This window comes from Paenibacillus aurantius, assembly GCF_032268605.1.
In the GTDB taxonomy this organism is placed as follows: Bacteria; Bacillota; Bacilli; order Paenibacillales; family NBRC-103111; genus Paenibacillus_AO; species Paenibacillus_AO aurantius.
Genome location: NZ_CP130318.1, coordinates 3489725 through 3515200, shown reverse-complemented (window position 1 = coordinate 3515200; position 25476 = coordinate 3489725). Strand labels below are relative to the sequence as shown.

Sequence of the window (25476 nt, the reverse complement as noted above, 5' to 3'; positions counted from 1 at the left end):
GCATGAAGGTAACGGAGAACCCGATCGTCGTCTCCTTGGAGCCCGGTTTAGAAACCGACTATCATCAGCTCATGAAAGAGTATTTCAGCGCGTCCGAGAGGAACAGCCGGGCATCCTCGATTGAGGAGAAGAAGCAAATCATGTCCACCAAGGACAAAATGGCGCTTCTGTGCAACCGCAATCCGGGGAAGCTGGAGGCGTTGAAGTCCATTATTCGCGAGGTCGAGACGGCCAAGGAGAAGCTTCTGATTGTCACCCGCTCCAGTGCGGTCGCTCTGGAGCTATTGACTGAGCTGAAAGAGGAGGAAAACCCGAACCGCACCTTACATATTCATGGCGATCTATCCATCCACCAGGTCAACCAAATGAACGACCGTTTTACCAAAAGCCCTGCATCGCCGGTCCTGATCTTGACCGATACGGTGAATGCCGGCCTGGACCTGACCGCGGCCAATCATCTGGTCCATTACGATTACCCCATCCGCTATTCCGATATGATGCAGCGGAATCACCGGGTGACCCGGCAGACTTCCCATCATACGGAAGCTTCTCTCTATTATTTGATGACCCGGGATTGCATTGACGAGTTCGAATTCCAGGAATGCATGAGGGAAAAGGCCTCGATTCTGGGCGCAGGCACGACAGCCTGATCTATTAGCCGTAAGGCGTCTCCGCCGTAAGTGTGCCTCCCTTTCCACTTTCGTGTACTAATCGAATGAGTACCAAAAAGGACCTCAGCCTCCACATAACCGTGGATCTGCAGGTCCTTTTGTTGAGAAGAGGCTAGTCCCGTCCCGCACGAATGCCTTCGCGTAAGAGCGGCGACCGGGAAAAAGCCGCTCGGCGAAACCCGATCGGCTATCAGCCGTACTAAAGCTTCTGGTCTTCCTCGTTCTCGACGCCGGTAAACGCAGCCGTCAGGTTGTCGATGATTTCGGCTACCGCGTCGGCGACCGGATCGGTCACGGCCTGGTCTTGATGGTCCGGAGGAGTGTTGATTCCTGCCGCCGTATTTGTCGTATCGTTGAAAAAGTCGCTCATCTTCCGCCTCCTAAACAGGGAAATGGGAACAGTCTTTACTATAACCACAGGCGGGGGAGGGCTATTCCCTGGATTTCCATTGAACCTTGCCGTGCATCGTATTATAGTTAAAGTTAATGTTTTGTAAAATCTGGGGAGTCACCCGAAAGGAGGGAGAGTCATGCCTCGGGTCCGGACGGCCTGGAAAAGCCCTTTTGTGTTTTTTACCGTTCTTATGCTTCTCAAAATTTATTTGGCTTCCTTCGTTCTTTTCGGCTTTCAGGATGCCTGGATGCCTCTCGTGACGGGGATTCCTCCGGTTTGGGCCGCCTTCGGACTGGTGGAGTGGCTTTCCTCCCGCCGTAAGCTGCTGAATTACTGGTGGGTCAGTCTGCTGCTGACGTCCGTTTATTTTGCCGCCATCATGTACTATAAATACTACGGCGTGATCGTGACCTACCACGCTCTCCAGATGGCGAACCAGCTCACTCAGGTCAAGGGCAGCGTCACCTCTCTGATGCATCCTTATTACCTGCTCGTCTATGCCGATTTGGTCGTGATGATCGTCCTCTACCTGGCCGGGAGCCGTAGGCGGAGCTGGGAAATGGCTCATCGGACCGAACGATGGAGGAGAGGGCCAGCGGGAGTTCTGCTCCTTTCGCTTCTTGCTTGCTTCGCCCTTATCTGGCCCAATCGTTATAGCATGAATGAGCTCAAGCAAACCCAGCAGATGGGCATTCTCAACTACGAAGTGTTCGCCCTGTTTGATACCCGCAAAAATTGGAACTTCCTTGACGGGAACGAGGAGCTCACGCCGGAAGCCGTTATGGCTTTCAAGGGGGAGGAAACCGCCAGGCCGGAGCAGTATTGGGAGGCCGCGAAGGGGCGGAACGTCATCGTCCTCCAGCTGGAGTCTTTCCAGAATTTCCTTCTCGGACTTAAGATTGACGGCCAGGAGATTACGCCGGTCATGAACAAGCTCATGGGAGAAAGCTTCTACTTTCCTCATGTTTATCAACAGGTTGGCCAGGGGAACACGTCGGATGCGGAGTTCGTGGTCAATACTTCCTTCTTCATTCCGCCTCTCGATGCCGCTGCGCTGGAGTATGCCGATCGCGAGCTGCCCAGCTTGCCCCGTCTCTTCCGGGAGAAGGGCTACCAGGCGTTAACGTTTCATACGAATGACGTGATTTTCTGGAACCGGGGAGAGCTGTATCAAGCGTTAGGGTTTGACCGCTATTACGACAAGGCCTTCTTCGGTGAAGAAGACACGGTTCACTTCGGAGCGTCGGACGAGGTTCTGTACCGAAAGACGGCGGAGGAGCTGGGCCGGCTGAAGGCCGAAGGAAAACCGTTCTACGCCCAGGTGATTTCGATGTCGGCCCACCATCCGTTCAATCTCCCGGAGGAGAAGAAGCGGATTACCCTGCCTGAGCGGTACCACGGATCCTTCGTGGAGGAATACCTCGTCTCGCAAAACTATGCCGATTACGCGATCGGCACGTTTATCGAGGAGCTGAAGAAGCAGGGGCTCTGGGACAACAGCGTCCTCTTTGTATATGGGGATCATCTCGGGCTTCCCTTGTATTCCATGACCAAGACGGACAAAGCCCTTCTCAAAGAAATGACGGGAAGGGAATACGGGTACTCTGATATGATGAACATTCCGCTTATCATTCAGGCCCCTGGCGTGACCGGGCCGAAGCAATGGCCCCAGCTGGGCGGTCAGGTGGATTTTATGCCGACGATTGCGAATCTATCTGGAATCTCACTTGAAGGTCATCCTTATTTTGGGCAGGATTTGCTCAACTCTACGTCCAATCTGCTGCCCCAGCGGTATTATTTGCCTTCCGGCTCTTTCTTTACCGGCACCGCAATTTTTATCCCGGGAAAAGGCTTCGAGGACGGAACGACCTTCCCTCTTCCTTACGCCGATGAGCAAAGCGATCCGCCCACCCAGGAGGAATACCGGAAGGCTCTGGAGCTGCTAGAGCTATCCGATCAATACGTGAACGGGCTGCCGCTTCGAAGCCCGTCCGGCAGCTCCGCTAATCAACAGGACTAACATTGGAGGAGAATTCAGGTGGCACAGCTTTATTTTAAATACGGAACGATGAACAGCGGCAAATCTTTTGAAATTATTAAGGTGGCCCACAATTACGAGGAGCAGGGCAAGCCGGTGCTGATCTATTCCCCGTCGATCAGCGCAAGGGGAGGGGCCGAGCTGGTGGGGTCCCGCGTTGGGTTCAAGAGGGCGGCCTATCCGGTGGACGATCAGACGGATCTGTTTGAAAGCGTGAAAGCGAGGATCGCCGCAGCGGAGCCCAAACGGATTTACTGCGTGCTGGTGGACGAAGCCCAGTTTCTTAAGAAGCATCATGTGCTGGAGCTGACCCGAGTAGTGGATGAATTGAACATTCCGGTGATGGCCTTCGGATTGAAGAACGATTTCCGCAATGAGCTTTTTGAAGGGAGCTACAATCTCCTCGTTCAAGCCGACAAGATCGAGGAAATCAAAACGATCTGCTGGTTTTGCGACCGCAAGGCCACCATGGTCATCCGGTATGTGGACGACCGGCCGGTGCAGGTAGGACAGCAGATCCAAATCGGGGGCAACGAGGACTACAAGCCGGTGTGCCGCCGTTGTTATAACGAGGTGTTCCGGGAAGGAACCGATGCCCCGTGAATGGGCAGCGGGATCCGGTCTGCAAAATTTTTGCTAATGGAGGAATGAAGCTCCTCCCTGAGGGGACATACTAGAGGCAGAGCGTTGGGGCTATGGCCGTGATTCACCACCCAGCTCTTTACGATTCTTATTGGGGATTAGCCAAGCGGTAAGGCAACGGACTTTGACTCCGTCATGCCAAGGTTCGAATCCTTGATCCCCAGCCATCCGAACAGACCAATCCCCGCCTGGGCCAGGCGGGGATTTTTGGCGTTCTCTTATGTCTGCCGCCCGTCGACGGTTAAGGCCAGATGGTCTCCGGCCAATGATTCTGGAGCTTGCGGAGGAGCACGATTTGACCGCCATGGAAGGAATCATGCGTAACCCAGTAGGTCAGGGAATCCCGCAAGGTGTAACCCTCTCCGATAATGGTTTCCAGCTGCTCCTCCGTGACGGTGGTGAGGGCCTCCCGGATCTTGCCGGCAAGCTCGAAGGCTCTGGCCGTCGTTTCCTTCCAGCCGGCTTCATCCTCCGGGTTCCCCGGCTCACCAAACGTCTGGGTGTTGGTGTCGGTTTCCGGAAGGGCGCCTCCGGTCAGCCGGCCCAAAATCCGCTCATTGTAGAAGCTCATGTGATTCACGGTCTGCCAGATGGTGTTGCCGCTGCCGGGAGGAACCCAAGCCGCTTCCTTGGCGCTTACTCCTTCTAGAGCTCTTCTTAGCGGGACGACCCATTCATCCTTATCCCATGTTGAAGTAAACTGCTCCAGAATGACACGGGCAAACTTACTCGGTTCGTTCATCATTCCGCCTCCTTGGTTTGGTTGTAACCATCTTAAACGATAAAGAACGTTACGTCCACAAAATTTTTCCTTTCTGGAGGAGCAGGGGGGAGGGGGCCCGGTTGATTAGAGGAAGGACCGGCCGATATGCTATTATTAAAGTAAAGAGAACGTTTGTAACCATCTTATTAGAAATAAGGAGGTTACTTTTCGGGAGAGCGGAATGGGGACAGCGGGGGATGAGCATGGAGAGACTGTGGATTGATTTTTTGAACAGCGACTGGCATGATTGGAGGGGCTCGGGAAAGTCGGCGGATCGGCTCGACCAGCCGGATTATGTTCTTGCCTTTGCCCGGGATCAAGGGTACGGCCAGCTGGCCTATCCCCTTCCCGAGGAGCTTGCTGACCTGAAATCGCTTAGGGAGCTTCTAAGAAGACAGGCCCTTCGGATGGCCGATGGAAAGAAGCCGGAAGAAGGGATTATGAAGGAGCTCAATCAAGTGCTGGAAAAGGCCGCTTACACCCGCAAGCTGGAGGAGAACGGGGAAGGCGGCTGGCAGGTGGTTTCCGTCCCCGTACAGTCCGGCTGGAAGCACATCAAGGCCGACATCGCGGCTTCGTTTGCCGAGACGATCCGGAACGGGGAGGAATCCCGCATCCGCATCTGCACCAACCCCGACTGCCTGTGGGTGTTCACGGATTTTACCCGCAGCCGGACGAAGCGGTACTGCGATGACAAGTGCTGCGGCAACCTGATGAAGGTTCGGAGATTTCGGGCCCGCCGTAAGGAAGAGTCGGAGAGCTGAAGCATCCGGCCGTTTCTTAGACCACGCACCGGAAAGAAATTCACATTTAAAGGGGATTCTATATGCAGCCGATTGACCCGAAGGAAGTGCAGCGTTATCTCGATGACCATCGGGAACGCGATTTATATATTCATTTGGAGATGACGACAGGAGCCTATGCCGCTCATCTCGACCAAAGCCGGCATCCGGCCGCGACGTTTCTGACCAATGCCGTGATCCGGTATTCGCGCGGTTCCATTTCCGGAAAAACTCCTTACCGGATCGGGCTTAAGACCGCCCAGGGATGGGTTTATTCCGAGGGCCTTACCCACTGGGACGAAGCACGCCGCGGCGATTTGATTCTCGCGGGGCACGATGCCGCAGGGAAGCTGGTTGTCTCCCTTCAGCTGAGCCCCAACCCATTCTAAAACAGAAAAGAGAGAACCATATGGATAAACGTATTCTGGTCGTTCTGCCTCATCCCGATGACGAGGCCTTCGGGGTTTCCGGAACGCTTGCCATGGCTATAGAAGAGGGGACCCAAGTCACCTATGCCTGCCTGACACTCGGGGAAATGGGACGGAACATGGGCATCCCGCCCTTCGCCAACCGGGTGACGCTTCCTCAGATCCGGCGGATCGAGCTGGAGGAATCCTGCCGCGCCATCGGGATCCAGGATTTGCGGATGCTCGGCTTTCACGATAAAATGGTAGAATTCGAAGATCCGGCCGTGGTTCAAGCGGCTGTTACGGCGTTGGTGGAGGAGCTGCGCCCTGAGCTGGTTATTACCTTCTACCCGGGCTTCAGCGTCCATCCCGACCATGACGCAACGGGAGCCGCCGTCATCGGGGCAATCGCCCGCATGCCTGCCGGGAAGAGGCCGACGGTGCACGCCATGGCCTTCTCCTCCAACTGCCGGCAGGTGCTCGGGCCGCCGGATATTGTCCGGGATGTAACGGCCTATCTCCCGCAGAAAATGGCCTCCATTCAAGCCCACCGCTCCCAGTTTCAGGCGGCGGAGCTTCTCGGAAGCAAGGAATTAAGCGAAGAAGAGCTGATCGGACGGTACGGGACCGAGCGCTTCTGGACGTACCGATTCGAGGACGAACACGAATAACCAATTAGGAGGATCCCAATGGATTATGCAGCTTATTTTGCCAAGCATCGTGAAGAGCATCTCGAGGAACTCAAAAGCTGGCTCTCCATTCCCAGCATCTCTGCGCTGTCCGAGCACAAAGAGGATGTGCTGAAAGCGGCGGAATGGCTCGTAGAGGCTCTCAAGAAAGCAGGTCTCGAGAATGTCGGCATTCACCAAACGAACGGGTACCCCGTCGTCTACGCCGATTATTTGCACGCCGAAGGACGCCCTACCGTCTTGGTCTACGGACACTACGACGTGCAGCCGGTCGATCCGCTTCCCTTGTGGAAAACCCCTCCCTTCGAGCCGGATATCCGCGACGGAAAGCTGTTCGCCCGCGGGGCGACGGACGATAAGGGGCAGTTATTCCTTCATATCAAAGCGGTGGAAGCCCTCCTGAAGGAAGAGAAAGACCTGCCGGTCAATATTAAATTCTGCATTGAAGGGGAAGAGGAAATTACCAGCCCCAACCTTCCGTCTTTCTTGGAAGTGAACAAAGAGAAGCTCGCCGCCGATGCCGTTCTCATATCGGACACTTCCCTCGTGGAAGACGGCGTGCCCGCCATCTGCACGGGGCTTCGCGGGCTATGCTCGCTTGATGTCGCAATCCGAACGGCCAACACGGACCTTCATTCCGGCTCGTTCGGAGGCGGTGTCCCCAATGCCCTGCACGCCCTGGTGGAGCTGATGGCCTCCCTGCACGACGAGAGGGGGCGTGTGGCGGTCGACGGATTTTATGACGACGTACCCGAGCTTTCTCCGGTTATGAAAGAGGAGTTCGACAAGCTGAACTTCAAGGAAGACAAGCTGAAAGCGGAGCTCGGCCTGGATGCCTTGTACGGAGAAGAAGGCTACACCTTCGTCGAGCGCATCGGAGCCCGTCCCACGCTGGAGCTGAACGGCATCTACGGAGGCTTTCAAGGAGAAGGCACGAAGACGGTGCTTCCTTGCGAAGCCCATGCCAAAATCACCTGCCGGCTGGTGGGCAAGCAGAATCCGGAAGACATCCTCGATAAAATCGAGCGCCATCTTCTTTCTCATGCCCCAACAGGTGCGCGAGTGTCGGTGGACAAACGGGAAAAAGGGAATCCGTTCTCGATCGACCCGACCGATCACCTTCTTCAGAAAGCGGCGGATGCTTACGAACAGGTTTATGGCAAGCGGGCTGTCTTTACCAAAGACGGAGGCTCCATCCCGATTGTGGAAGCTTTTTCCCGAATCCTTAACGTTCCGGTCGTCCTGATGGGCTTCGGCCTTCCTAACGAGAATCTTCATGCTCCGAACGAGCATTTCAACCTGCACAACTTCGACAAAGGGCTTCTGACCATTGTCGAGTATCTCAAGCGGATATAGCCCTTCCGGCCATAAGGAAATATACCATATACCGGAAAGGAGTTTGCTGATGCCGCAATTGACCTTTCGGGGTGTTCATCCGGACAGGCTGATGCCGGTCAGCTCTTCTCTCGTGGAAGAGCTGGCGGGCATTTGCGGATGCGGACCCGGCGAATTTACTTTGGATGTTCTTTCCATAACCTCCATCGGGAACGGCGGCCTTGTGCCCGTTTATCCGTTCGTGGAAGTGGCCTGGTTCGAGCGCGGGACCGCCGTGCGCGATGCTTTCGCTGCCACGGTTGCGGGTCATCTGCGGGAAGCGGGAGTTCCCGAGATGGAAATCGCGTTTAAGGTCTATGAACCGGATGCCTATTATATCAATGGCGTCACTTGTGCAAAATAAACCAGGAGGAATCACCGGAAGCGGCCGTAAAGTGCAGAAAGGGCCTTGGCGGTCTGCCTCCAGCCGAAATGGCGGACAGCGGTTTTGCGGGCGTTGTGGGACAGCTCGGCTTGAAGGCTGCGGCTGCGGGCCAACCGGATCAGATAGCGCGCAAATTCCTCGGGGTGCGTATACTTGCGGACCAGGTATCCATTGTGCTTATGCTTGACGATCTCCCCGATCCCGCCAATGTCCGAGGCAATGACGGGAATGCCCGTGGCCATCGCCTCCACATTCACGAGGCCAAAGGCTTCATGCTGCTGGGAAGGGCAGACGAAGCAGTCGGCTGCGCCGTAAGCCCGGTGTATGGACCGGTGCGATATTCTCCCGGCGAACACGACCGGCAGCTTCAAGCGGGAAGCCTCCGCCTTCAAGCTCTTCATGTAGGGGGAAGAGCCGCTTCCGACGATGAGAAGCTGCACATCCGGTACCTTTTCCCTCAGGAGGGCGGCTGCCTTCAGGAGCACCGGAACCCCTTTCCGGGGGATAACCCGTCCCGCGAAGAGGATGGTATACGCATCTTTTAGCCCCAATCGGGCTTTAAGCTGTTTTTTGCTCTTTCTGTCCGGGGGATGAAACCGGTCAAGATCGACTCCCAGGTGGACGGTGCGGATCGAAGACCGGCTTGCCGGAAAGCGGTGGCTCAGCCGCTCCTTAAGGGAATCGCTGTTGGCGATGATCAGATCCGCTTTGGCCAGGCAGGCGGCAACAGCTTTGGTTTGGGGCACGAAGGTCAGAGAGTGCAGGAAGAGGGTCACGGGTGTGCCCGGAAACCGCTTTTTCACCTGCGCCATATAGGAAGGACGGTTGTCCACCTGGATGAGGTCGAATTTTTTTTTCTTCAGATTATCCTTCAGGTAGGTAAGAATAGACCTTAGGTACGTTTTGCGGTCTCCGGACGGAATACGTTCAACGGTTACTCTCCCATACCGGCTGACAGCAGGGTAAGCCGAGCTCCGGCGGCTGAGAATCGTAACGTCATGATCACGCGAAAGCTCGCGGGCAATGGACAGCATGCAGATTTCAACCGATCCGCCACCGGGTACCGGTATGGCTTCCGGAGCGATCATAAGGATACGCAGAATGGACACCCCTCTCTACAGGTTTACTATAGCTTTCCTCTTACTCTATGCGGATGGACGGCCGGCCGATAGGGATACTTGAGGGGAGAAGGAAGACTATTTTCAAAGATTGCTAGGTCCATGCATAACGAAACAAAGCCTTGTTTGGAGGGACACCCGTCACATGAATCTCTCATTTTCCTTAACCCGTGCTTTTGTGCTTGGTCTCCTGTCAGCGGCGGGGTTCGCTTTGTTTGCTCTGCTCCTCGGCTATAACCGAATCGCTTGGTTCGATAACCGGATTATTTCCCTTGTGGGAAAGATGGAATCACCAGGAATGACCAGTGTTATGAAGGGCTTTACCTTTATCGGGTACGGCAAAATGGTGCTCCTGCTGTCCCTCACAATCCTCTTTCTCCTGCACCGAGTGTTCAAGCACCGGCGCGAGCTGGTCCTGTTTGGCGTTGTGGTCGTGGGATCGGGGATCCTCAACTTCGTCCTGAAGAGCATTTTCCACCGGGAAAGGCCCACTTTGCACCGCATGATCGAGGAGCCGGGCTTCAGCTTCCCAAGCGGCCACTCCATGGCGGCGTTCGCTCTGTATGGGATCAGCGCCTACTTGCTGTGGCGCCATTTCTCGTCGACCCTCGGAAAAGCCATCCTTATCACCGTGTGCGCTTTTATGATTTTGGCGATCGGAACAAGCCGCATCTATCTCGGTGTTCATTACCCTAGTGATGTGGCGGCCGGTTTTTTGGCCAGCGGGGCGTGGCTCGCCCTGTCCATTTATTACTTCGAGAAGGCGGAGGAGCGGAGAAAAAAACGGATCGGCCAGAGCGGAGCTTAACCGGCTCTGCTCCGTTTTTTGGAAGATGGGGGGAAGGGAAGGATAGGATTGACAATCCTAACTGTATTCATTATAATAACAGTAAGGCGCACGGGAGGAGGGAAGACAGGTGAACAGCGAATTTACCATTGCGGTACACAGTCTCGTTTTCCTGGCTTACCAGCCTGACCGGATGGCCAGCAGCGATCGGATCGCTCACAATGTCAACACCCATCCGTCGCGTGTCCGCAAAGTGATGAGCTGCTTGAGAAAGCAGGGTTATGTTGCCGCCAAGGAAGGGATCGGGGGAGGATTTATTCTGTCCTGCGATCCGGAGGAAGTTACTTTGGCCGAGATTTACCGTGCGACCTCGATGGGGACTTTCAAACCGTCCTGGTGCTCGGGAGACACCGGGGGAGAATGCATGATCGCCTGCAACATGGCGGAAGTCATGGAAGGAATCTTCGGGGAAGCCGAGGAGCAGATGATGAAATTCTTCGAAAGACAGACGATTAACGGTGTTCTCGACAGGGTAAGAACCCTTCAGAAGGAGAGAACCTGATCCTGGGGCGTCCGGCATGAAATCTTATCGCTAGTTAAGCTGCCGGCAGGCTTATGGCGCCTAAACTGTCATCAATTTGATTTCAGTTTGAGGATTATAAAAAAAGCAAGGGGTGAAGGGAATGAGGGAAGAACAGAACCGGGACTGGAAAGCAGGAGATTGGGTAAGCGGAGTATCCACACTGGATGAGTTTTTCATCGGTTATCTTGATTCCGCCTCGGAAGGCCAATTATGGAAGGTATGGGTCACCCAGTCCGATCATGAGTCAATCGTAGGGGAGCGGGTGGAGGCCCGTTCAAGCAAGCTGAAGAAGCTGCCTGAAACCTCCGCCTTGACGGCGGAAGACCGCCGCGCTCTGATGGAATTGGCCTTACTGACACATGATAAGGAATGGTTCCAGGCGCTGGCGGAACAGCAGGAGCAAGCGGCATCACCCGCTGCTGCACCAAGCGCAGGAAAGCGGGGGAACCGGCCCGTTAACCGGTTGTTCGGAACCATTCCCCCCGACACGACTTATTAATCCAGCCGGTGCAAGCCGGCCTAACCCATCCGAAGGAGTGATAGAAATGGCGATTGTTAATATCAGCGACGCACAATTTCAAGAAACCGTTAAAGAAGGGGTCGTTCTGGTCGACTTCTGGGCACCTTGGTGCGGTCCCTGCAAAATGATTGCTCCGATCCTTGAAGAGCTGGACGGCAAAGTCGGAGGCAAGGTGACCATTGCCAAAGTCAACGTGGACGACAACCCGGAGAAGGCTTCGGAATACGGCGTTCAGGGGATTCCGACTTTGAAGCTGTTTAAGGACGGAGTGAATGTCGGCACCTACGTCGGGGTGCGCCCGCTTCACGAGCTGGAAACGGAAATCAACAAACATCTGTAAGCTGGCGACCTGACCGATTTACGGGGCGAGGCTAAAAGGGGACTTCTCCATAGGGAGAGGTCCTTTTATCTGTGCAGGATTAACTTGTTATCCAAGGAAATAATACCTTTGGCGTGAAGCAGGGAACGGGTTGATGGGCGAGAGAAGGAAAATCGAGATGACCGCCGAAGCTTAAGAGACCTGGATTCCTGACCGTACCGATAGGTTAAGAAGGTTGTAGGAGGGATGTTCATGAAAGAATGGAAGCAATATATCGGAGGAGAATGGAAGGAATCCGCCTCGGGCGGGACCTTCTCTGTCTTGAATCCCGCCAGCCTGGAGAAGGTGGCCGAGGTGCCGGACAGCGGGGAGGAAGAAGCCCGCGAAGCGGTGGCGGCGGCGCACCGGGCGTTTCCGGAATGGAGCGGGTTTACCGCTTATGAAAGATCCGAGTATTTGCTCCGCTGGTATGCCTTAATGATCGAGAAGGAAGATATGCTAGCCCGGATCATGACCGAGGAGCAGGGCAAGCCCCTGGCGGAGGCTAGGGGAGAAATCCGGTACGCTGCCAGCTTCCTTCAATGGTACGGGGAGGAAGCCAAGCGAATCTACGGCGATATTATTCCATCCGGCTCAACGGCCAAACGGATGCTTGTCATCCGTCAGCCTGTTGGAGTGGTGGCGGCCATCACCCCGTGGAACTTCCCGGCGGCCATGATCACCCGCAAGGTGGGACCGGCTCTAGCCGCTGGCTGTACTTGCGTCGTGAAGCCGGCGGAGCACACACCCCTCACCGCCCTGATGCTTGCCGAGCTGGCGGAGGAGGCGGGGATTCCGGCAGGAGTGGTGAACGTGGTGACCGGGGATGCCAAAACGATTGGAGATACTTGGCTTGGGGATAAGAGGGTGGCCAAGATCACCTTCACCGGATCCACGGAAGTAGGGAAGATCCTGATGGCATCCGCCGCCAAAACCGTCAAGCGGGTTTCGCTTGAACTCGGGGGCCATGCGCCGGTTATCGTCATGGATGATGCCGATCCGGAGCTGGCTGCGGAACAGACCCTGCTTTCGAAATTCCGCAATGCCGGGCAAACGTGCGTATGCGCCAACCGGATCTATGTCCAGCGAGGCATCCGGGAGGCGTTCGAACGGATCCTGACGGACAAAATCCGTGGGCTTAGAGTGGGCAGCGGATTCGAGGAAGGAGTCGAGATCGGTCCTATGATTAACGAAGCCGGTCTGAACAAAGTGGAGGAGCACGTTCAGGATGCCCTCTCCAAAGGAGCCAGACTTCTTACCGGGGGACAGCGGGCGGAAGGCACCGGATGCCCGGGGTATTTCTACGAGCCCACTCTCTTGACGGGCGTTCAAGCCGGCATGCGGATCCTGCAGGAGGAGACCTTCGGTCCCGTCGCTCCGATTATCGAAGTAGCGGACGAGGAGGACGCCATCCGGCAGGCGAACGACTCCGAATACGGATTGGCCTCCTACGTGTTCACCCGTGACATCAGCCGCGCGGTCCGGATTGCCGAACGTCTTCAATACGGGATCGTCGGAGTGAACGACGGTTTGCCGTCCGCGGCACAGGCCCCCTTCGGTGGGGTCAAGGAAAGCGGCATAGGGCGGGAAGGCGGACGCTATGGACTGGAAGAGTATCTGGAGTACAAATACATTTCGCTTGGCGTATAGGAGAGCAGCTTTGACGCTTAAGCGATGAATAAACCAAAAGCCCGCGCCAGGAAATCCAGGAACGCGGGCTTTTGGCAGGAAAAGGGGGCGCTGGAAGCAGAGAGGCGCTCCCTCTTCCTGTGTACGGGGAGATGTCATGCGGCTAGGCTGCGAGTAAAGCGGTTGGTGCGCTTCCCGTTCTTCGTGTTGCCGAACGGGCTTGACGGAGAAGCTGCGTTTGGACGGCACGTACGGCGGTTCCCGGGGGGACGGCATCCATTTGGGCCAAGTGAACGACACGGTCGACATCTTCGCTGCGGATGGCAGCCGCCAAGGAGCGAAGGAAGGCTTTCATGTCCTCTCCCTCTTCGGAATGCTCAGCCTCCAGGGCCACATCCTCCCGCACCTTGCTGAGGGAGAGCCTGGCGCGGTGAAGCGCGGCCTTGACTGCCCCTTCCGAGGTGTTCAGAAGATGGGAGACCTCCAGGCTGTTATAGCCGTAAACATCTCTCAGCAGGAAGACCACCCGCTGCAAAGGGGATAGATGGTGGACGAGCGAGCGGACCATCGCATCCAGATCGTCAAAGGGCTCCTCGGTGAACGAATCGCTCCGGGTCAGCTGATGCAGGATACGACGGTAAACGGTTTTTCTTCGGCCTTGGTCAATCCACGTATTTTTGGCAATTCTCCTTAGCAGGGCTTCCGGGTTACGGTGAGCGGCCGTTCCTTGGGCAAGCGCCATGGCTTTTATCCACGTGTCCTGAGCCAGGTCCTCGGCATCCCACGTCGATCCGGTAATGGCCAGGCAGTAACGGCTAACAGCAGAATGAAGCTGCTCTAGGCTTTTGTTATCGGCAGGGGCTTCTTCTGCCGGGTTGACGGTCCAATGGATCATGACAAGAACCTCCTGTTCTCCAATATCTTCTATCATAAACGAATAAGCGGCCTTTTAGGATACGGGGTCACCAAAAAAAATCTTCGTTGGATTAGACGCCCCCTTCTTCGTATCTCCTTCCGGTCTTCTTTCGTTTAAGGGGTGAAGAACGATTCCATGCCCCATTAGGCCGTGGAGAAGGAGGAGATCAGCATGACTTATATTCCTTACGTGGTGGAGCAAACCGGTCGGGGAGAAAGATCGTACGATATCTATTCCCGTCTGCTGAAGGACCGGATTGTCTTTCTTGGAGCCGCCATCGACGACCAGGTGGCGAACAGCATCACCGCCCAGCTTCTGTTTCTGGCGGCGGAAGATCCCGAGAAAGAAATTTCGCTTTACATCAACAGCCCCGGGGGCTCTACCTCGGCAGGCTTCGCCATCTATGACACGATGCAGTTTGTGAAGCCGGCGGTACACACGATCTGCACCGGGTTTGCGGCCTCCTTTGCCGCAATCCTGCTCCTGGCGGGAGAGAAGGGCAAACGTTTTGCCCTTCCGAACAGCGAGATCATGATTCACCAGCCACATGGAGGGGCTCAAGGACAGGCAAGCGACATTGCGATCAGCGCGAAGAGGATTCTGAGCATTCGGGCCAAGGCCAATCAGATCACGGCCGAACGGACCGGGCAGCCGCTGGAGAAGGTGGAGCGCGATATGGACCGCGATTATTTCATGTCGGCGGAGGAAGCCAGGGAATACGGGATCATTGACGAGGTCATTACCACCTTGTAACCAGGCGGGATAAGGCGGCTTCCTTACGTCAAGTGCGAAGAGAGTGAAAAGGATGGAACGGCTCGGCGTTTATGGCGGGGCCGTTCTTTTTTGGGCTGCGTGCTATAATAAGCGTAAGAATCAAGGGCTAAGGGGGAAAGGTAAAATGGAATGCCGTACCGGATGCGCCGCTTGCTGCATCGCCATTTCGATCTCATCGCCCATTCCGGGAATGCCGCAAGGAAAGCCGGCAGGCGTCCGATGCGTCCAGCTTACCGAGGATAACCGATGCAAGCTGTTCGGCCGGGAGCAACGTCCCGCCGTTTGCAGGAGCTTGACCGCATCGGTTGAGATGTGCGGAGCGTCCGACGAGGAGGCCTTCCAAATTCTCGCCCAGCTTGAGAGAGCTACGGCTCCGGCGACCCGTTGACGCCAAGCTCACTCGTTATAATAAAGGTCCGTAAATAAGACTTGTCTTTCCGGAAGGAGAATCTTTATGAAACAGGTATCGGTCGGATGTTTAATAACGGACGGGAAAGCGTTCCTGGCCTGTCATTCCACCGGCAATTCCTTCTACGACCTCCCCAAAGGACTTCCGGAGCCCGGGGAGACTCCAATCGAAACCTGCTGCCGGGAAGTCGAGGAGGAAACCGGGTTAACTCCGGACCCGAGCCTGCTTGTGGAGGAAGGGGTCCACGCCTATCTGAAGAACAAAGATCTTCACCTTTTTGTTTGGCCCCAGACTCCTTTGCCGGAGGTGCGCACCCTTCATTGCCGTTCCACCTTTCTCCATCCCAGAACCGGTAAAGCCTTGCCGGAAGTCGACGGGTACAAGCACGTGCTCTTCTCCGAGGCAGACGCTTATATGGCCAAAAGCATGGCAGCCGTTCTCCGAACCTTGAATGGCAGCCGGCTGCTGCCTTAAAAGAGTTTCCTTAAAGGGCCTTACGTGCGGGAGAACATAGTCAGAACCAGCAGGAGCCACTGCCTTACACGGCTTCGGCCCCCATCGGCCCGAACCTCCTCTTCCAGCTCTCCGCGTCTGTTCCTCATGTCCTGCTCCAGTTCGAACGAATTCATTTTCACCGACCTCCTTTTTTCTATATCATAAGCTGGTGAAAGATGAATAAAAATTGTAAAATATCTCTCAAAGACTTCATCTTTTGAGGAGGGGAGGAACGGGCATGATCATCGAGAGCCAATATTTGCTTCTTCGCGGGCATTTTCCGGGGGAGGAAGAGCAATCCGTTACCCTCGAGGGACTGACGGAAATCTTCGAGTGCTCCGGCCGCAACGTCAACCTGATCCTTCGTAAAATGCAGGATCAGAACTGGATAGATTGGCTGCCCGGCCGGGGACGGGGAAACAAATCCCGCATTCGGTTCCGGCTGCGACCGGAATCGCTCGTCCTGCAGATGGCGCGGGACCAGGTGGAGAAAGGCGCTCTTCAGCAGGCCTATGAACTGATGGACCGGTATGAAGGAGTTTACCCTCAGTTGAAAGAGCAGTTCTCAATTTGGCTGACGGCCAAACTAGGGTATCAGACGGTAACCAAGAGCGGCAGTGTGGAGGACGTGCTGCGCATCCCTTTTCAGAAAAGGATCTATTCGCTGGATCCGGCCTGCTTCGCTTATTGCATGGAAGGGCAGATTATCAAGCATGTCTACGACCGGCTGGTCCACTATGATGCGAAGACCGGCACCATCCTTCCCCAACTTTCCTATTATTGGAAGCCGCTCGAGAACGGAGCGGTCGGATGGACCTTCTACCTACGCAAGGGCGTTCTCTTCCACAACGGCAGGGAGTTAACGGCGGAAGATGTGAGATATTCGCTGGAGCGCATTCGCCGGGGAGGGGGAGCTTCGCCGTATAAATGGCTTCTTGAGGATGTCAAATCGATAGAGGTTCTGAGCCGTCACCGAATCCGTATCGAGCTCTACGAGCCGAATCATCTGTTTATGCGGTGCCTCAGCTTTGATCCGGCCTCGATCGTCCCGGCTGACTATTTTGGGGGAGCCTACGACGCCAGCCTCCCGGTCGGAACCGGGCCTTTCCGGGTCATTCAGAATGACGAGAACAAGCTGGTGCTGGAGGTGTGGCCGGACTATTTTTCTACCCGGGCCCATTTGGACCGGATTGAAATGTGGTTTATGCCCTACGATCGGGAAGGTAGCGACTCCCTACAGGAAGACTACCAGCTTCTGCGAAGCTCCTGCGGCGGAGGTTACAAGGGACAGCCCATCACCGATTGGGAGGGGGTGGAGACCGTTCAGCGAGGCTCCCGCCTTCTTGTGTTCAACACGGTTAAGGAAGGACCGTCTCAACGGGAAGCCTTTCGCAAGGCCCTGCATTACGGACTGGACCGGGACCGGCTGATCTCGATGTATGCCGCCGAAGTGGAGCCGGCTTTCGGCTTCGTGCCCGAGCAGTCGCCGAGATTTCCGAATCCTTACAATCCGAAGTTGGCCAAAACCTATTTGGAGGAATCCGGCTGTGCCGGTATGACCATCCGGCTTGGAATATATGCCGGCAGTGAAACGGATGCCCAATGGTTCACGGAGTCCTGCCGGGAGCTGGGCTTGAAAGTGGAAGTAATCGAGCTTCTTGGGAATATAACGAGCAGCGACAACCGGTTGAGTACGGATCTTTTTATCAGCGAGCAGGGGGTAGAGGACGATCTCGCTGTCTCGATGCTGGAGCTGTTCCTTTCGGAGAACGGCTGCTTCCGGATGTTCCTGCATCCGGATATGATGGAGAAAGCCGGTTCCATCATCCGCCGGATGAGACGGGAAACGGCCAAGGAAGCCCAAGAAGCATGCGCCCTTGAACTGACCGAGTGGATCCGGAGCCGGCACGCGGCGATCTTTCTGTTTCACCGCCACCAGCGGACGAGTTATCATCCCTCCTTGAAGGGCCTGCAGCTGAACGCCATTGGCTGGTTCGATTTCCGCGAAGTTTGGTTTGAAACCGGGAAAGCCGCCGGCGAGGACAACGAAGAGCGGCAGGATGCCGTGTATTGGGGAGGAGAAGCGGGATGAAGGAACTAGTGGGACATTGTGTGCTTTGCGGCCGGCCGGTTTACTGTGACAGCGGGTTTCTGGATGGGGTGGTGCGGGACGACGGCAAGGTTCAATGCCGGTCCTGCCCGGAGGAAGAAGAACCCCCGTCCAAGCCGGATGCCCCTAAGGCTCCTTAAGCCGCTAGTCAGCATAAAACAAATCCCCCCGTCCGGATGGACGAGGGGATTTGTTTTTGGCAACACAGGAGTATCGGCGGATAACCGAAAACTCACTTATTGGGAAGAAGGGGTTAGACGGCTTTCGATCATCGTCACCATCCGGTCCGCAAAATGAACGGCGGATTCGAGACCGGACCAAAAGAGCTCCATTTCCGCTTCGATCTCTTCCATCACACTGAAATCGGTGAACAGCTCGTGAAGGAAATGACTGTTGACGATCCGGCTTCCCTCAATGTTGAGCGGGGTAAGCTCGGTTGGGCTGTAGACGGCGTCGTTGACAGGCTGCAGCACCGAAAGAAACTTGTGCTCCCGGCTGATGCGTTCTTGGATGGCCGGATCAAGCGCCGTTTTGAGAAAACGGATAGCCAGCTCCTCTTCCTCTGAAGCGGCCGGGATCATCATTGCGTTGGCGATGAGCAGAGAGGCCTTGCGCTCCCCGAAAGGCATGGAAGCGACCATGGGCTCGAACGGAAGGGTCTCCTTGCGCCATCCGGCCAGCTCGATGGAGGTGGTCAGCACCATTCCCGCTTTCTGACGGATAAAGGCTTCCGAATTGATCAAATACCGGGGAGACAGGGTAGCGATCCGGTAGCGGTACAGCAAATCGTGAATAAAGGTGAGCGTCTTCACGAGGCCCTCCCGGTCGATCGATCCCGTAAAATCGACGCCATTCTGCAAGGCAAGCAGAGGCCAGCGGTTAAGGGAGCAGGAGAGAGTCAAGCCGTATTGGTCAATAATGCCGTCTCCATCCGTATCGATGGTCAGACGCTGGGCGGCTCTCAGAAAATCCTCCTTGGTCCAGTCATGCTTCGGAAGCGGAATATCGTGCTTGTGAAACAGCTTCGGGTTATAGACGAGATAGACCGGCGAGAAGGTAACGGGAATGGCAGGCATCTGCATCCCGGACTCGAAGGTTTTGCGCAGATCCGGATAAATCTCGGGCAGCACATCCTTAAAGGGCTCCCTCAAGTCAAGGAAAGGGCCGGCTTCCTCCATCTCGCTGAATTGGCGGTCCCCCGCGAAGACAATGTCCGCCTGAAGACCGATCTGGCTGCTCGAGCGAATGGATTCCCAGAAGTCGCTTGTCGGAAAGCTCAGGCATTTGACCTCCACATGCGGATTCTGCTTCTCGAATTCTTCGATAATGAAAGGCATGCACGAATCCATGAAATGGGACGGAGAGGTCGCCAGGATGCGCAGAACCTTTTTGTTGGACGGTTCGATGGCCAGGTCGGGGGAAACGATGGTTCCTTGACCGACCTTCTTGACGATCAAGCCTTCCTTCAGCAGCTCCTCCAGCGATTTGCGCACGGACGTGCGGCTCATGGCGTAGTGGCGGCACAACTCGTTCTCGGACATCAGAAACTGCCCGGGCTTGATATAGCCGGAGAGGATCTGCTCCCTCAGAATGCCGGCCAGTTTGGTATAGCGAAATTCACTCTCACGTTTCATCTATCGGTTCAATCCTTCTTTTTCTGGGATAGGTAAATTTTATAGGAACTCTTTTCTTAATACAACTATAATACCACCGGGCAGGCCAAAAAGCGAACGGGAGGCACGAACGTCTTACCCAATCCCCTAGAATAAGGTAAAATACTAGAATAGACTAAAGGAAGAGGAGTCCTGCCAGCCATGTCCGCATCGCCACCGCAAAAAAACCGTCCCTCACTAACCGAGGGGCCTATCGCCCGCACCTTGCTTTTCTTCTCGCTGCCTATTCTGCTCGGAAATGTTCTTCAGTCGCTGAACGGCTCGATCAATGCCATCTGGATAGGAAATTTCCTCGGGGAGACGGCTTTGGCCGCCACCTCCAACTCGAACCTCATCATGTTTTTTCTGATTAGCGCCATTTTCGGTCTGGCTATGGCCTCGGTCATCCTGGTCGGGCAGAACCTGGGAGCCCGGCGGGTCGACGAAGCGAAGAAAGTAGTCGGCACGAGCACCGTATTCTTCCTTATTCTTTCCTTGATCGTAACCGGAATCGGCTTGACGTTCTCCCACTGGATTCTGCAAGCGATGAACACTCCTCCCGATGCCCAAGCATTAGCCGTCGCTTATACCCGGGTGCTGTTTGCCGGGGTTCCGTTTATGTTCGGGTTTAATCTGGTCATGGCGGTTTTGCGGGGATCGGGAGATGCCAAAACTCCCTTTTACTTCCTGCTGCTCTCAGCCGTTCTGGATATTGCGCTGAATCCCCTGCTTATTGAGGGGATCGGCCCCTTTCCGAGAATGGGGATAGCCGGTTCCGCCACGGCTACGTTCATCGCCCAGCTGGTCAGCTTTGCCGCGCTTATCCTTTTTCTATACCGCCGGAAGTATTTCCTGCGCATCACGGCCGAGGAGCTGCATCTTCTGCGCATCAATTGGACAATCGTCAAGACGACGGTCAAAAAAGGGGTCCCCATGGGCCTCAACATGATAGTCGTTTCCCTAAGCAACCTGGTGCTGATTCATCTGGTCAATTCCTATGGCTCCGAAGCGGCGGCCGCCTTCGGCGTGGCGGGTCAGCTGTCGAGCTACGTCCAGATGCCGGCTATGGCGGTGGGCGGAGCGGTGACTTCGATGGCGGCCCAGAATATAGGAGCCGGGCTCTGGGACCGTGTGTCCCGGGTTACCTGGACGGGAGTTGCCTTCAACATTACCCTGACGGGACTGCTGGTCCTTATCCTTCACCTCTTCAACCGTCAGGCACTGGGTTTGTTCCTTCCCTCGACCGGAAAAGCGATGGAAATGGGCATGGTTATCAATAACTTGACCCTCTGGTCGTTTATTCTGTTCGGTATCTTCAATGTCGTGGCGGGAGTGGTTCGTTCGTCGGGCTCGGTTGTCGTGCCGCTGGTCATCTCGTTTATCGCCCTGCTGCTCGTCCGCAATCCGCTCGCGGTATTCCTCGGACACCATTACGGCTTTGAGGCGATCTGGTGGAGCTTTCCGGTCGGATTCGCGGTCGCGGCCGGCCTTAATTTGCTCTATTACCGGTTCGGCAGCTGGAGAAAGGCCCGGATGGTCGCAGAGCCCCGACCGGCATAACTAATCCCAATGGGGTGCCCTTCTCGCTACGCTTCTAGGGTTGGAAGAATTACCTGGACTTGGATTCCGATAAAGCGTATCCTGTATTCGACAAGTATTGCTATGAGAAGGAAGGGGATTGTTAGATGGAACCGATTTCCTTGGAAACCCGGCTGGTTTCCTCACTTGTTAAAGTTTTTGCGGATGAGGAGCTGAAGGCCGAGCCTTGGATGGCGGGGACCGCCTTAAGGAACGAAACCTACTCGTTCCAGGTCGCTTACCGGTGCGGCCACTTGACCAAGCCTCTATTCGTCAAGGCCTCTACGAGCGGCGGCTCGAGCATCACGCTTCGCGAAATTGGCCTGGTGCCATCCGAGATGCCTTGCTATCACCGGCATGACGAGGGAATTCTGCGCAGCACCCCCGGCTTGTATCCGGATCCTCTTCTTCCGATAAAGGAAGGCCGGGTAGTCGGTCCTCCCCAGCAGTGGAGATCGGTCTGGGTGACCGTTCATCCTGGCGGGGAAAGCAAGGGCGGGGAAGAGGCCATACATATTGTCTTCACCTCCGGGGACGGAGAAAAGGCTGCAGAGGAGACCTTTACCTTGACCCGGCTCGAAGCCGATCTGCCGAAGCAGCGGCTCCTGCATACCGAATGGTTCCATGCGGACTGCCTCGCCACCTATTATGGGGACGAAGTGTTCAGCGAGAAGCACTGGGTCCGGATCCGGCAGTTTATTCGCACGGCGGCCGAGCACGGAATGAACATGATCCTGACTCCTTTGTTTACGCCCCCGCTTGATACCGAGGTGGGAGGAGAACGGCCGACGGTTCAGCTGGTCGACGTGAAGAAGACGGGCAGCGCCTACAGCTTTGGCTATGAGAGGCTGGAACGTTGGATCTCCCTATGCGAAGAAGAAGGCATCCCTTATTTGGAAATGTCCCATCTGTTCACCCAATGGGGAGCCAAGCACGCCCCCAAAATTATAGCGGAAGTGGATGGAACCCTGCAGCAAATCTTTGGCTGGGACACCGACGCGGCCGGTCCGGAATACGAAGCTTTTCTCGATGCCTTTCTCCCGGATTTGATCGCTTTTCTTCAGCGGACCGGATGGGAAGACAAATGTTATTTTCATATATCGGACGAACCGAACTTGTCCCATTTGGAGTCGTACTCCAAAGCAAGCGCTCTCATCCGGAAGCATCTGGACCAATATCCCATTATCGATGCTTTGTCGGACGCAACCTTCTATGATAAAGGACTCGTCAAGCAGCCCATTCCCGCCAACAATCATATCGAGCCTTTCGTGGAAAGAAAGCTGGATGAGCTGTGGACCTATTATTGCTGCTCCCAGCATATCGATGTTCCCAACCGGTTCTTCCATATGCCGTCTTCGCGAAACCGGATCATGGGCGTTCTGTCCTACGTCTATAACCTAAAAGGCTTCCTGCATTGGGGCTATAATTTCTGGTATTCGCAGTATTCCAAGTATCCCATTGATCCTTACCGGGTGACCGATGCCGGACATGCGTTTCCTTCCGGGGATGCCTTCCTCGTTTATCCGGGAGAGGATGGGCCGGTTGAGTCCATCCGGCTGGAAGTGATGTCGGAGGCGCTGCAGGATCTGCGCGCGCTGGAGCTTCTTGAAGAAACGCGGGGCAGGGAGAAGGTGCTTGCCTTGATCGAGCAAGAGCTGGGAAGCGGCTTAAGCATGACGAGCTATCCGCTTGAAGAACGCGCTCTGTTGAACTTCCGGGAGAAGGTTAACCGCGAAATTGCCTCGGCATCCTAATTCTGTACCTCCAAGCCAAACAGCCATCCCAGGCGGGATGGCTGTTTCTTATTCGCTCCGCTGCTGCTTTTTGGATGGTCGCAGAGCTTAGGGGAGAGCGGTTAGATAAACCCGGCCCATTCCACATGGGTTTCGTCCTCGGCCTCGAGGTCCTCCTCGTCTTCTTCCAGTTCGTCGGCTTCCAACGGTTCGACGGTCTCTTTTTCCTTATCCGGCATTAGGGCACCTCCCGTGATTTGTGAATTCTTTTAGTATTATTTTCCGAACAGGCGGAAATTATTATGGGTAGGGAGACCCGTTTGGGTTGTTGAGACCCCGCCCTTTGGTGTACGCTAAGAAGAGTGCATACGGAGCGCTGTTTCGCTTCGTTACCGTTCGGGTAATGGTTAGATGTTCCATAGGCACAAACTTAAGGGAATGGGATCGACAGGTATCCATGCCTTTACTTGACCATTGGAGGGGAATACCATCGTAACACTGGAGAAAGCCATGAAGATGCTGGCTGATACAAGCCGCACCTTTTATATTCCAATCAGCCGGCTGAAGCCCGGCTTGAAGGAGGCCGTCGCCTCCGCCTACCTGTGCATGAGGGCGATCGACGAAATAGAAGACCATCCGGAGATGGAGGATTCGCTGAAGATTCAGCTTCTGAAGGGCATCGGACAAGCCTTTGAGAAAGAGGGCGAGCAGGAGATTTATGCGGCGCTGGATGCTTTTCTGGCCCCTTACCGGGACTCCATCCCGGAGGTCAGCCTAAGAATCAGCGACTGGGCTTCCTTGTGCCCGACCAGCATCGCTCCGACGGTTTTCCGCTATATCCAAGAGATGTCCCTCGGGATGGCTCATTGGGTGGAACGGAAGTGGGAGATCCGTACCGAAGAGGACCTGGACCAGTATACGTACTGCGTCGCGGGAGCGGTAGGCGAGATGCTGTCCGACCTGTGGGCGTGGTATGACGACACGAAGTCCGATCCCGTCAAGGCGGTCGCCTTCGGACGGGGCCTGCAGTCGGTCAATATTCTCCGCAACCGCTCGGAAGACGGCACCCGTGGAGTCAACTTCTTCCCCGAGGGATGGGGGATGGACGAGATGGTCCGCTACACCCGCCGGAATCTGAAAGCCGCGGACGAATACATCTCCGAGCTTAAGAAAGGACCGGCACTCGATTTCTGCCGGATTCCTCTGGCGCTTGCCCATGCTACGGTCAACATCATCGCGAGCGGCGGCAGCAAGCTGACCCGGGCCAAGGTGCTGGACATCGTCGCTCGGGTCAGGGGCTGAACGGAACGATCGTAGGATGATAAGCAGGAACCAAACAAAGCTAAGCCGCTCGCGGCTTAGCTTTGTTTGGTTTGGTGAGCTTCTGCTTATGCATTCCCAGCGGCGAGGAGTGTGGCGTCACTCGGCCGGCTCCTTGGCCATCCGCTCTTGCAGAGCTTTCCATTCGATTAGCTCGTTCTCCAGCCGGACGATCAGGTCGCCTATTGCGGAAGCCGCGGTCTCCCGGTCGGCCGCTTCCAGCTCCGCTGCGGCCTGAGCCGCTTCCTTGTAACGGAAGGACGAGTGGTCTTCCGCCGCAAGAAGCTCAAGGAGCTTGTCCATCGGAGACAAGAAAGACGGCCCAGCCGGTGAACCGGCAACGGACCCGGCGGAAGATGGCTTCGAAGGGGGAGCCGCTTCTTTCTCCTGGGCATCCGGTACCCCTGTGCCCTGCTTCTCTATCTTGGTCTCTTTAGAAGGCTGGGGCGCGGCGGGCTCTTGCCTCTTGGCCTTGTTCTGCTGACGGATGGACCACGTTTCCAGCAGCTCGCTCCCGTTCTTGTACAGGAGCTTGCCTTTGGTATTGTCGGACAGCTCCTTATCCTTGAACAGCCGGGCGATTTTCTTCACGTCGCTGACCGGCAGCTCGTCCCGTGCGGCGATTTTGGCGAGCGGATCGCGGTATTCGAGCGGAAGATCCTTAAGGGGAAGAAGCTGCTCTTCCGTCAGCCGGTCCTTGCGGATTTCGGAGCCGCTTACGACGAGCTTGCGGACGGAGGGTCCGAAGTTGAGCAGATCCAGCTTGTGCTTGATGTACGTCTCGGGCTTGCCGAGCTTGCTGGAAAGGAATTTAACCGAGGAACTGAATTTGGGATCATTCATCAACTTGTGAAAGGCTTCCGCTTCTTCGACCGGATTAAAGCTCTCGCGGTTCAGATTCTCGGCGACCTGCTCCAAATAAATCTCCAGCTCGTTATCGGCCGTCGAAACGATGCAGGGAATGGAAGGAAGACCCAGTCTCATGCATGCCTTGTACCGGCGGTTGCCGTAAATGATCTTGTATCGGCCGCCTGCGACCGTTCTTACTTTGATGGGGGAGAGCAAGCCCAATTCCTCAATGCTTTTCATGAGTTCCTGGAGGGCTTCCTCATCGAATTGGTTACGGGGCTGATCTTTGTCCTCCTCGATCAAATGGGAGGGGATGTCGATGATTTCCATTATCAGGGCTCCTTACGTAGGATGGATATCCCTTGTGCCAGGGATGATCGGACATAAGGTATTATATAATAAGCCCGCCTGTGTGCAAACCATAGGGAAGAACCGCTGGTCCGACGTTGGGGTGACGAACGACGTTAAGCAAAGCAGCCTTCCGCCGTAATGGCCGGAAG

The 25476-nt window shown here is 55.6% G+C and carries 28 protein-coding genes and 1 tRNA gene; 22 read left to right on the top strand and 7 right to left on the bottom strand.

From position 1 onward, the window contains the following. Nucleotides 1-2 precede the first annotated feature (2 nt). Entirely contained in the window at nt 3-650 is a 648-nt protein-coding gene (locus MJA45_RS15675) for a C-terminal helicase domain-containing protein (RefSeq protein ID WP_315602854.1), read from the top strand. Between the two features lie 220 nt (nt 651-870). Here MJA45_RS15675 and MJA45_RS15670 read toward each other — a convergent pair whose 3' ends face one another. Beyond that, on the bottom strand, nt 871-1041 hold the full coding sequence (locus tag MJA45_RS15670) for a hypothetical protein (protein WP_315602853.1): 171 nt from the start codon (nt 1039-1041) through the stop codon (nt 871-873). A 160-nt stretch (nt 1042-1201) separates the two neighbouring features. Here MJA45_RS15670 and MJA45_RS15665 point away from each other — a divergent pair, with 160 nt between their 5' ends. From MJA45_RS15665 to MJA45_RS15655, 3 genes are all read left to right on the top strand, one after another. Continuing rightward, complete coding sequence (locus MJA45_RS15665) at nt 1202-3085, top strand: LTA synthase family protein (RefSeq protein WP_315602852.1); 1884 nt, start codon at nt 1202-1204, stop codon at nt 3083-3085. Nucleotides 3086-3103: 18 nt separating this feature from the next. After that, nucleotides 3104-3706, top strand: coding sequence for a thymidine kinase (locus MJA45_RS15660; protein ID WP_315602851.1), 603 nt, complete (start codon nt 3104-3106; stop codon nt 3704-3706). A gap of 131 nt (nt 3707-3837) precedes the next feature. After that, nucleotides 3838-3912, top strand: a tRNA-Gln gene (locus MJA45_RS15655). A gap of 74 nt (nt 3913-3986) precedes the next feature. Here the strand turns inward: MJA45_RS15655 and MJA45_RS15650 are convergent. Further along, on the bottom strand, nt 3987-4487 hold the full coding sequence (locus MJA45_RS15650) for a DinB family protein (protein ID WP_315602850.1): 501 nt from the start codon (nt 4485-4487) through the stop codon (nt 3987-3989). Nucleotides 4488-4705: 218 nt separating this feature from the next. Here MJA45_RS15650 and MJA45_RS15645 point away from each other — a divergent pair, with 218 nt between their 5' ends. The 5 genes from MJA45_RS15645 (at nt 4706) to MJA45_RS15625 (ending at nt 8124) form a co-directional block, all read left to right on the top strand. Further along, nucleotides 4706-5272, top strand: coding sequence for a CGNR zinc finger domain-containing protein (locus MJA45_RS15645; protein ID WP_315602849.1), 567 nt, complete (start codon nt 4706-4708; stop codon nt 5270-5272). Nucleotides 5273-5334: 62 nt separating this feature from the next. Continuing rightward, complete coding sequence (locus MJA45_RS15640; RefSeq protein WP_315602848.1) at nt 5335-5679, top strand: YojF family protein; 345 nt, start codon at nt 5335-5337, stop codon at nt 5677-5679. Between the two features lie 20 nt (nt 5680-5699). Beyond that, complete coding sequence (bshB2, locus tag MJA45_RS15635; protein ID WP_315602847.1) at nt 5700-6368, top strand: bacillithiol biosynthesis deacetylase BshB2; 669 nt, start codon at nt 5700-5702, stop codon at nt 6366-6368. Between the two features lie 18 nt (nt 6369-6386). After that, entirely contained in the window at nt 6387-7742 is a 1356-nt protein-coding gene (locus tag MJA45_RS15630) for a dipeptidase (RefSeq protein ID WP_315602846.1), read from the top strand. Between the two features lie 49 nt (nt 7743-7791). Next, nucleotides 7792-8124 (top strand): DUF1904 family protein, encoded by a 333-nt coding sequence (locus MJA45_RS15625; RefSeq protein WP_315602845.1) that lies wholly within the window; start codon nt 7792-7794, stop codon nt 8122-8124. Between the two features lie 11 nt (nt 8125-8135). Here the strand turns inward: MJA45_RS15625 and MJA45_RS15620 are convergent, their stop codons facing one another. Then, nucleotides 8136-9254, bottom strand: a complete 1119-nt coding sequence (locus MJA45_RS15620; RefSeq protein ID WP_315602844.1) for a glycosyltransferase family 4 protein — start codon at nt 9252-9254, stop codon at nt 8136-8138. Between the two features lie 154 nt (nt 9255-9408). Here MJA45_RS15620 and MJA45_RS15615 point away from each other — a divergent pair, with 154 nt between their 5' ends. The 5 genes from MJA45_RS15615 (at nt 9409) to MJA45_RS15595 (ending at nt 13161) form a co-directional block, all read left to right on the top strand. Beyond that, complete coding sequence (locus MJA45_RS15615; RefSeq protein WP_315602843.1) at nt 9409-10071, top strand: phosphatase PAP2 family protein; 663 nt, start codon at nt 9409-9411, stop codon at nt 10069-10071. Nucleotides 10072-10180: 109 nt separating this feature from the next. Continuing rightward, complete coding sequence (locus MJA45_RS15610; protein WP_315602842.1) at nt 10181-10612, top strand: RrF2 family transcriptional regulator; 432 nt, start codon at nt 10181-10183, stop codon at nt 10610-10612. Between the two features lie 121 nt (nt 10613-10733). Then, nucleotides 10734-11132, top strand: a complete 399-nt coding sequence (locus MJA45_RS15605; protein WP_315602841.1) for a hypothetical protein — start codon at nt 10734-10736, stop codon at nt 11130-11132. Nucleotides 11133-11178: 46 nt separating this feature from the next. Then, the gene (trxA, locus tag MJA45_RS15600; protein WP_315602840.1) at nt 11179-11493 is read left to right on the top strand and encodes a thioredoxin; all 315 of its coding nucleotides are present in this window, start codon (nt 11179-11181) and stop codon (nt 11491-11493) included. Nucleotides 11494-11724: 231 nt separating this feature from the next. Beyond that, complete coding sequence (locus MJA45_RS15595) at nt 11725-13161, top strand: NAD-dependent succinate-semialdehyde dehydrogenase (protein ID WP_315602839.1); 1437 nt, start codon at nt 11725-11727, stop codon at nt 13159-13161. 142 nt (nt 13162-13303) lie between these two features. On the opposite strand, the gene MJA45_RS15590 is transcribed toward MJA45_RS15595, so the two are convergent. Continuing rightward, nucleotides 13304-14035 (bottom strand): RNA polymerase sigma factor, encoded by a 732-nt coding sequence (locus MJA45_RS15590; RefSeq protein WP_315602838.1) that lies wholly within the window; start codon nt 14033-14035, stop codon nt 13304-13306. Nucleotides 14036-14227: 192 nt separating this feature from the next. Here MJA45_RS15590 and clpP point away from each other — a divergent pair, with 192 nt between their 5' ends. From clpP to MJA45_RS15575, 3 genes are all read left to right on the top strand, one after another. After that, complete coding sequence (clpP, locus tag MJA45_RS15585) at nt 14228-14809, top strand: ATP-dependent Clp endopeptidase proteolytic subunit ClpP (RefSeq protein WP_315602837.1); 582 nt, start codon at nt 14228-14230, stop codon at nt 14807-14809. A 145-nt stretch (nt 14810-14954) separates the two neighbouring features. After that, a complete protein-coding gene (locus MJA45_RS15580; protein WP_315602836.1) occupies nt 14955-15218 on the top strand; it encodes a YkgJ family cysteine cluster protein in 264 nt (87 codons plus the stop codon). A gap of 66 nt (nt 15219-15284) precedes the next feature. Further along, nucleotides 15285-15713, top strand: a complete 429-nt coding sequence (locus MJA45_RS15575) for an NUDIX domain-containing protein (RefSeq protein WP_315602835.1) — start codon at nt 15285-15287, stop codon at nt 15711-15713. A 20-nt stretch (nt 15714-15733) separates the two neighbouring features. Here MJA45_RS15575 and MJA45_RS15570 read toward each other — a convergent pair whose 3' ends face one another. After that, a complete protein-coding gene (locus MJA45_RS15570; RefSeq protein WP_315602834.1) occupies nt 15734-15868 on the bottom strand; it encodes a hypothetical protein in 135 nt (44 codons plus the stop codon). 104 nt (nt 15869-15972) lie between these two features. Between MJA45_RS15570 and MJA45_RS15565 the strand changes: the two genes are divergently transcribed. Together MJA45_RS15565 and MJA45_RS15560 are read left to right on the top strand one after the other, a co-directional pair. After that, a complete protein-coding gene (locus tag MJA45_RS15565; RefSeq protein ID WP_315602833.1) occupies nt 15973-17826 on the top strand; it encodes an ABC transporter substrate-binding protein in 1854 nt (617 codons plus the stop codon). Continuing rightward, nucleotides 17823-17984, top strand: a complete 162-nt coding sequence (locus MJA45_RS15560) for a hypothetical protein (protein ID WP_315602832.1) — start codon at nt 17823-17825, stop codon at nt 17982-17984. The genes MJA45_RS15565 and MJA45_RS15560 overlap by 4 nt, the downstream gene beginning before the upstream one ends. Before the next feature lie 96 nt (nt 17985-18080). Here the strand turns inward: MJA45_RS15560 and MJA45_RS15555 are convergent, their stop codons facing one another. Next, a complete protein-coding gene (locus tag MJA45_RS15555) occupies nt 18081-19478 on the bottom strand; it encodes an extracellular solute-binding protein (RefSeq protein ID WP_315602831.1) in 1398 nt (465 codons plus the stop codon). Nucleotides 19479-19658: 180 nt separating this feature from the next. Between MJA45_RS15555 and MJA45_RS15550 the strand changes: the two genes are divergently transcribed. The 3 genes from MJA45_RS15550 to MJA45_RS15540 all read left to right on the top strand — a co-directional run bounded on the left by MJA45_RS15550 (nt 19659) and on the right by MJA45_RS15540 (nt 24109). Then, nucleotides 19659-21056 (top strand): MATE family efflux transporter, encoded by a 1398-nt coding sequence (locus MJA45_RS15550; RefSeq protein WP_315602830.1) that lies wholly within the window; start codon nt 19659-19661, stop codon nt 21054-21056. A 125-nt stretch (nt 21057-21181) separates the two neighbouring features. Further along, nucleotides 21182-22828: a DUF4091 domain-containing protein gene (locus MJA45_RS15545; RefSeq protein WP_315602829.1), complete on the top strand. Its 1647-nt coding sequence runs from the start codon at nt 21182-21184 to the stop codon at nt 22826-22828. A 489-nt stretch (nt 22829-23317) separates the two neighbouring features. Further along, complete coding sequence (locus MJA45_RS15540) at nt 23318-24109, top strand: squalene/phytoene synthase family protein (RefSeq protein WP_315602828.1); 792 nt, start codon at nt 23318-23320, stop codon at nt 24107-24109. Between the two features lie 117 nt (nt 24110-24226). Here the strand turns inward: MJA45_RS15540 and MJA45_RS15535 are convergent, their stop codons facing one another. Next, nucleotides 24227-25306, bottom strand: coding sequence for a ParB/RepB/Spo0J family partition protein (locus MJA45_RS15535; RefSeq protein WP_315602827.1), 1080 nt, complete (start codon nt 25304-25306; stop codon nt 24227-24229). Nucleotides 25307-25476: the final 170 nt, after the last annotated feature.

What these genes read in the sequence shown, in the direction of transcription:
- MJA45_RS15595 (WP_315602839.1), top strand. Translation starts at nt 11,725, where the DNA reads ATGAAAGAATGGAAGCAATATATCGGAGGAGAATGGAAGGAATCCGCC.
- MJA45_RS15670 (WP_315602853.1), bottom strand. Translation starts at nt 1,041, where the DNA reads ATGAGCGACTTTTTCAACGATACGACAAATACGGCGGCAGGAATCAAC.
- MJA45_RS15605 (WP_315602841.1), top strand. Translation starts at nt 10,734, where the DNA reads ATGAGGGAAGAACAGAACCGGGACTGGAAAGCAGGAGATTGGGTAAGC.
- MJA45_RS15665 (WP_315602852.1), top strand. Translation starts at nt 1,202, where the DNA reads ATGCCTCGGGTCCGGACGGCCTGGAAAAGCCCTTTTGTGTTTTTTACC.
- MJA45_RS15625 (WP_315602845.1), top strand. Translation starts at nt 7,792, where the DNA reads ATGCCGCAATTGACCTTTCGGGGTGTTCATCCGGACAGGCTGATGCCG.
- MJA45_RS15675 (WP_315602854.1), top strand. Translation starts at nt 3, where the DNA reads ATGAAGGTAACGGAGAACCCGATCGTCGTCTCCTTGGAGCCCGGTTTA.
- clpP (WP_315602837.1), top strand. Translation starts at nt 14,228, where the DNA reads ATGACTTATATTCCTTACGTGGTGGAGCAAACCGGTCGGGGAGAAAGA.
- MJA45_RS15570 (WP_315602834.1), bottom strand. Translation starts at nt 15,868, where the DNA reads ATGAATTCGTTCGAACTGGAGCAGGACATGAGGAACAGACGCGGAGAG.
- MJA45_RS15580 (WP_315602836.1), top strand. Translation starts at nt 14,955, where the DNA reads ATGGAATGCCGTACCGGATGCGCCGCTTGCTGCATCGCCATTTCGATC.
- MJA45_RS15575 (WP_315602835.1), top strand. Translation starts at nt 15,285, where the DNA reads ATGAAACAGGTATCGGTCGGATGTTTAATAACGGACGGGAAAGCGTTC.
- MJA45_RS15540 (WP_315602828.1), top strand. Translation starts at nt 23,318, where the DNA reads ATGAAGATGCTGGCTGATACAAGCCGCACCTTTTATATTCCAATCAGC.
- MJA45_RS15590 (WP_315602838.1), bottom strand. Translation starts at nt 14,035, where the DNA reads ATGATCCATTGGACCGTCAACCCGGCAGAAGAAGCCCCTGCCGATAAC.
- MJA45_RS15650 (WP_315602850.1), bottom strand. Translation starts at nt 4,487, where the DNA reads ATGAACGAACCGAGTAAGTTTGCCCGTGTCATTCTGGAGCAGTTTACT.
- MJA45_RS15560 (WP_315602832.1), top strand. Translation starts at nt 17,823, where the DNA reads ATGAAGGAACTAGTGGGACATTGTGTGCTTTGCGGCCGGCCGGTTTAC.
- MJA45_RS15555 (WP_315602831.1), bottom strand. Translation starts at nt 19,478, where the DNA reads ATGAAACGTGAGAGTGAATTTCGCTATACCAAACTGGCCGGCATTCTG.
- MJA45_RS15535 (WP_315602827.1), bottom strand. Translation starts at nt 25,306, where the DNA reads ATGGAAATCATCGACATCCCCTCCCATTTGATCGAGGAGGACAAAGAT.
- MJA45_RS15630 (WP_315602846.1), top strand. Translation starts at nt 6,387, where the DNA reads ATGGATTATGCAGCTTATTTTGCCAAGCATCGTGAAGAGCATCTCGAG.
- MJA45_RS15545 (WP_315602829.1), top strand. Translation starts at nt 21,182, where the DNA reads ATGGAACCGATTTCCTTGGAAACCCGGCTGGTTTCCTCACTTGTTAAA.
- MJA45_RS15565 (WP_315602833.1), top strand. Translation starts at nt 15,973, where the DNA reads ATGATCATCGAGAGCCAATATTTGCTTCTTCGCGGGCATTTTCCGGGG.
- MJA45_RS15550 (WP_315602830.1), top strand. Translation starts at nt 19,659, where the DNA reads ATGTCCGCATCGCCACCGCAAAAAAACCGTCCCTCACTAACCGAGGGG.
- bshB2 (WP_315602847.1), top strand. Translation starts at nt 5,700, where the DNA reads ATGGATAAACGTATTCTGGTCGTTCTGCCTCATCCCGATGACGAGGCC.
- trxA (WP_315602840.1), top strand. Translation starts at nt 11,179, where the DNA reads ATGGCGATTGTTAATATCAGCGACGCACAATTTCAAGAAACCGTTAAA.
- MJA45_RS15615 (WP_315602843.1), top strand. Translation starts at nt 9,409, where the DNA reads ATGAATCTCTCATTTTCCTTAACCCGTGCTTTTGTGCTTGGTCTCCTG.
- MJA45_RS15640 (WP_315602848.1), top strand. Translation starts at nt 5,335, where the DNA reads ATGCAGCCGATTGACCCGAAGGAAGTGCAGCGTTATCTCGATGACCAT.
- MJA45_RS15645 (WP_315602849.1), top strand. Translation starts at nt 4,706, where the DNA reads ATGAGCATGGAGAGACTGTGGATTGATTTTTTGAACAGCGACTGGCAT.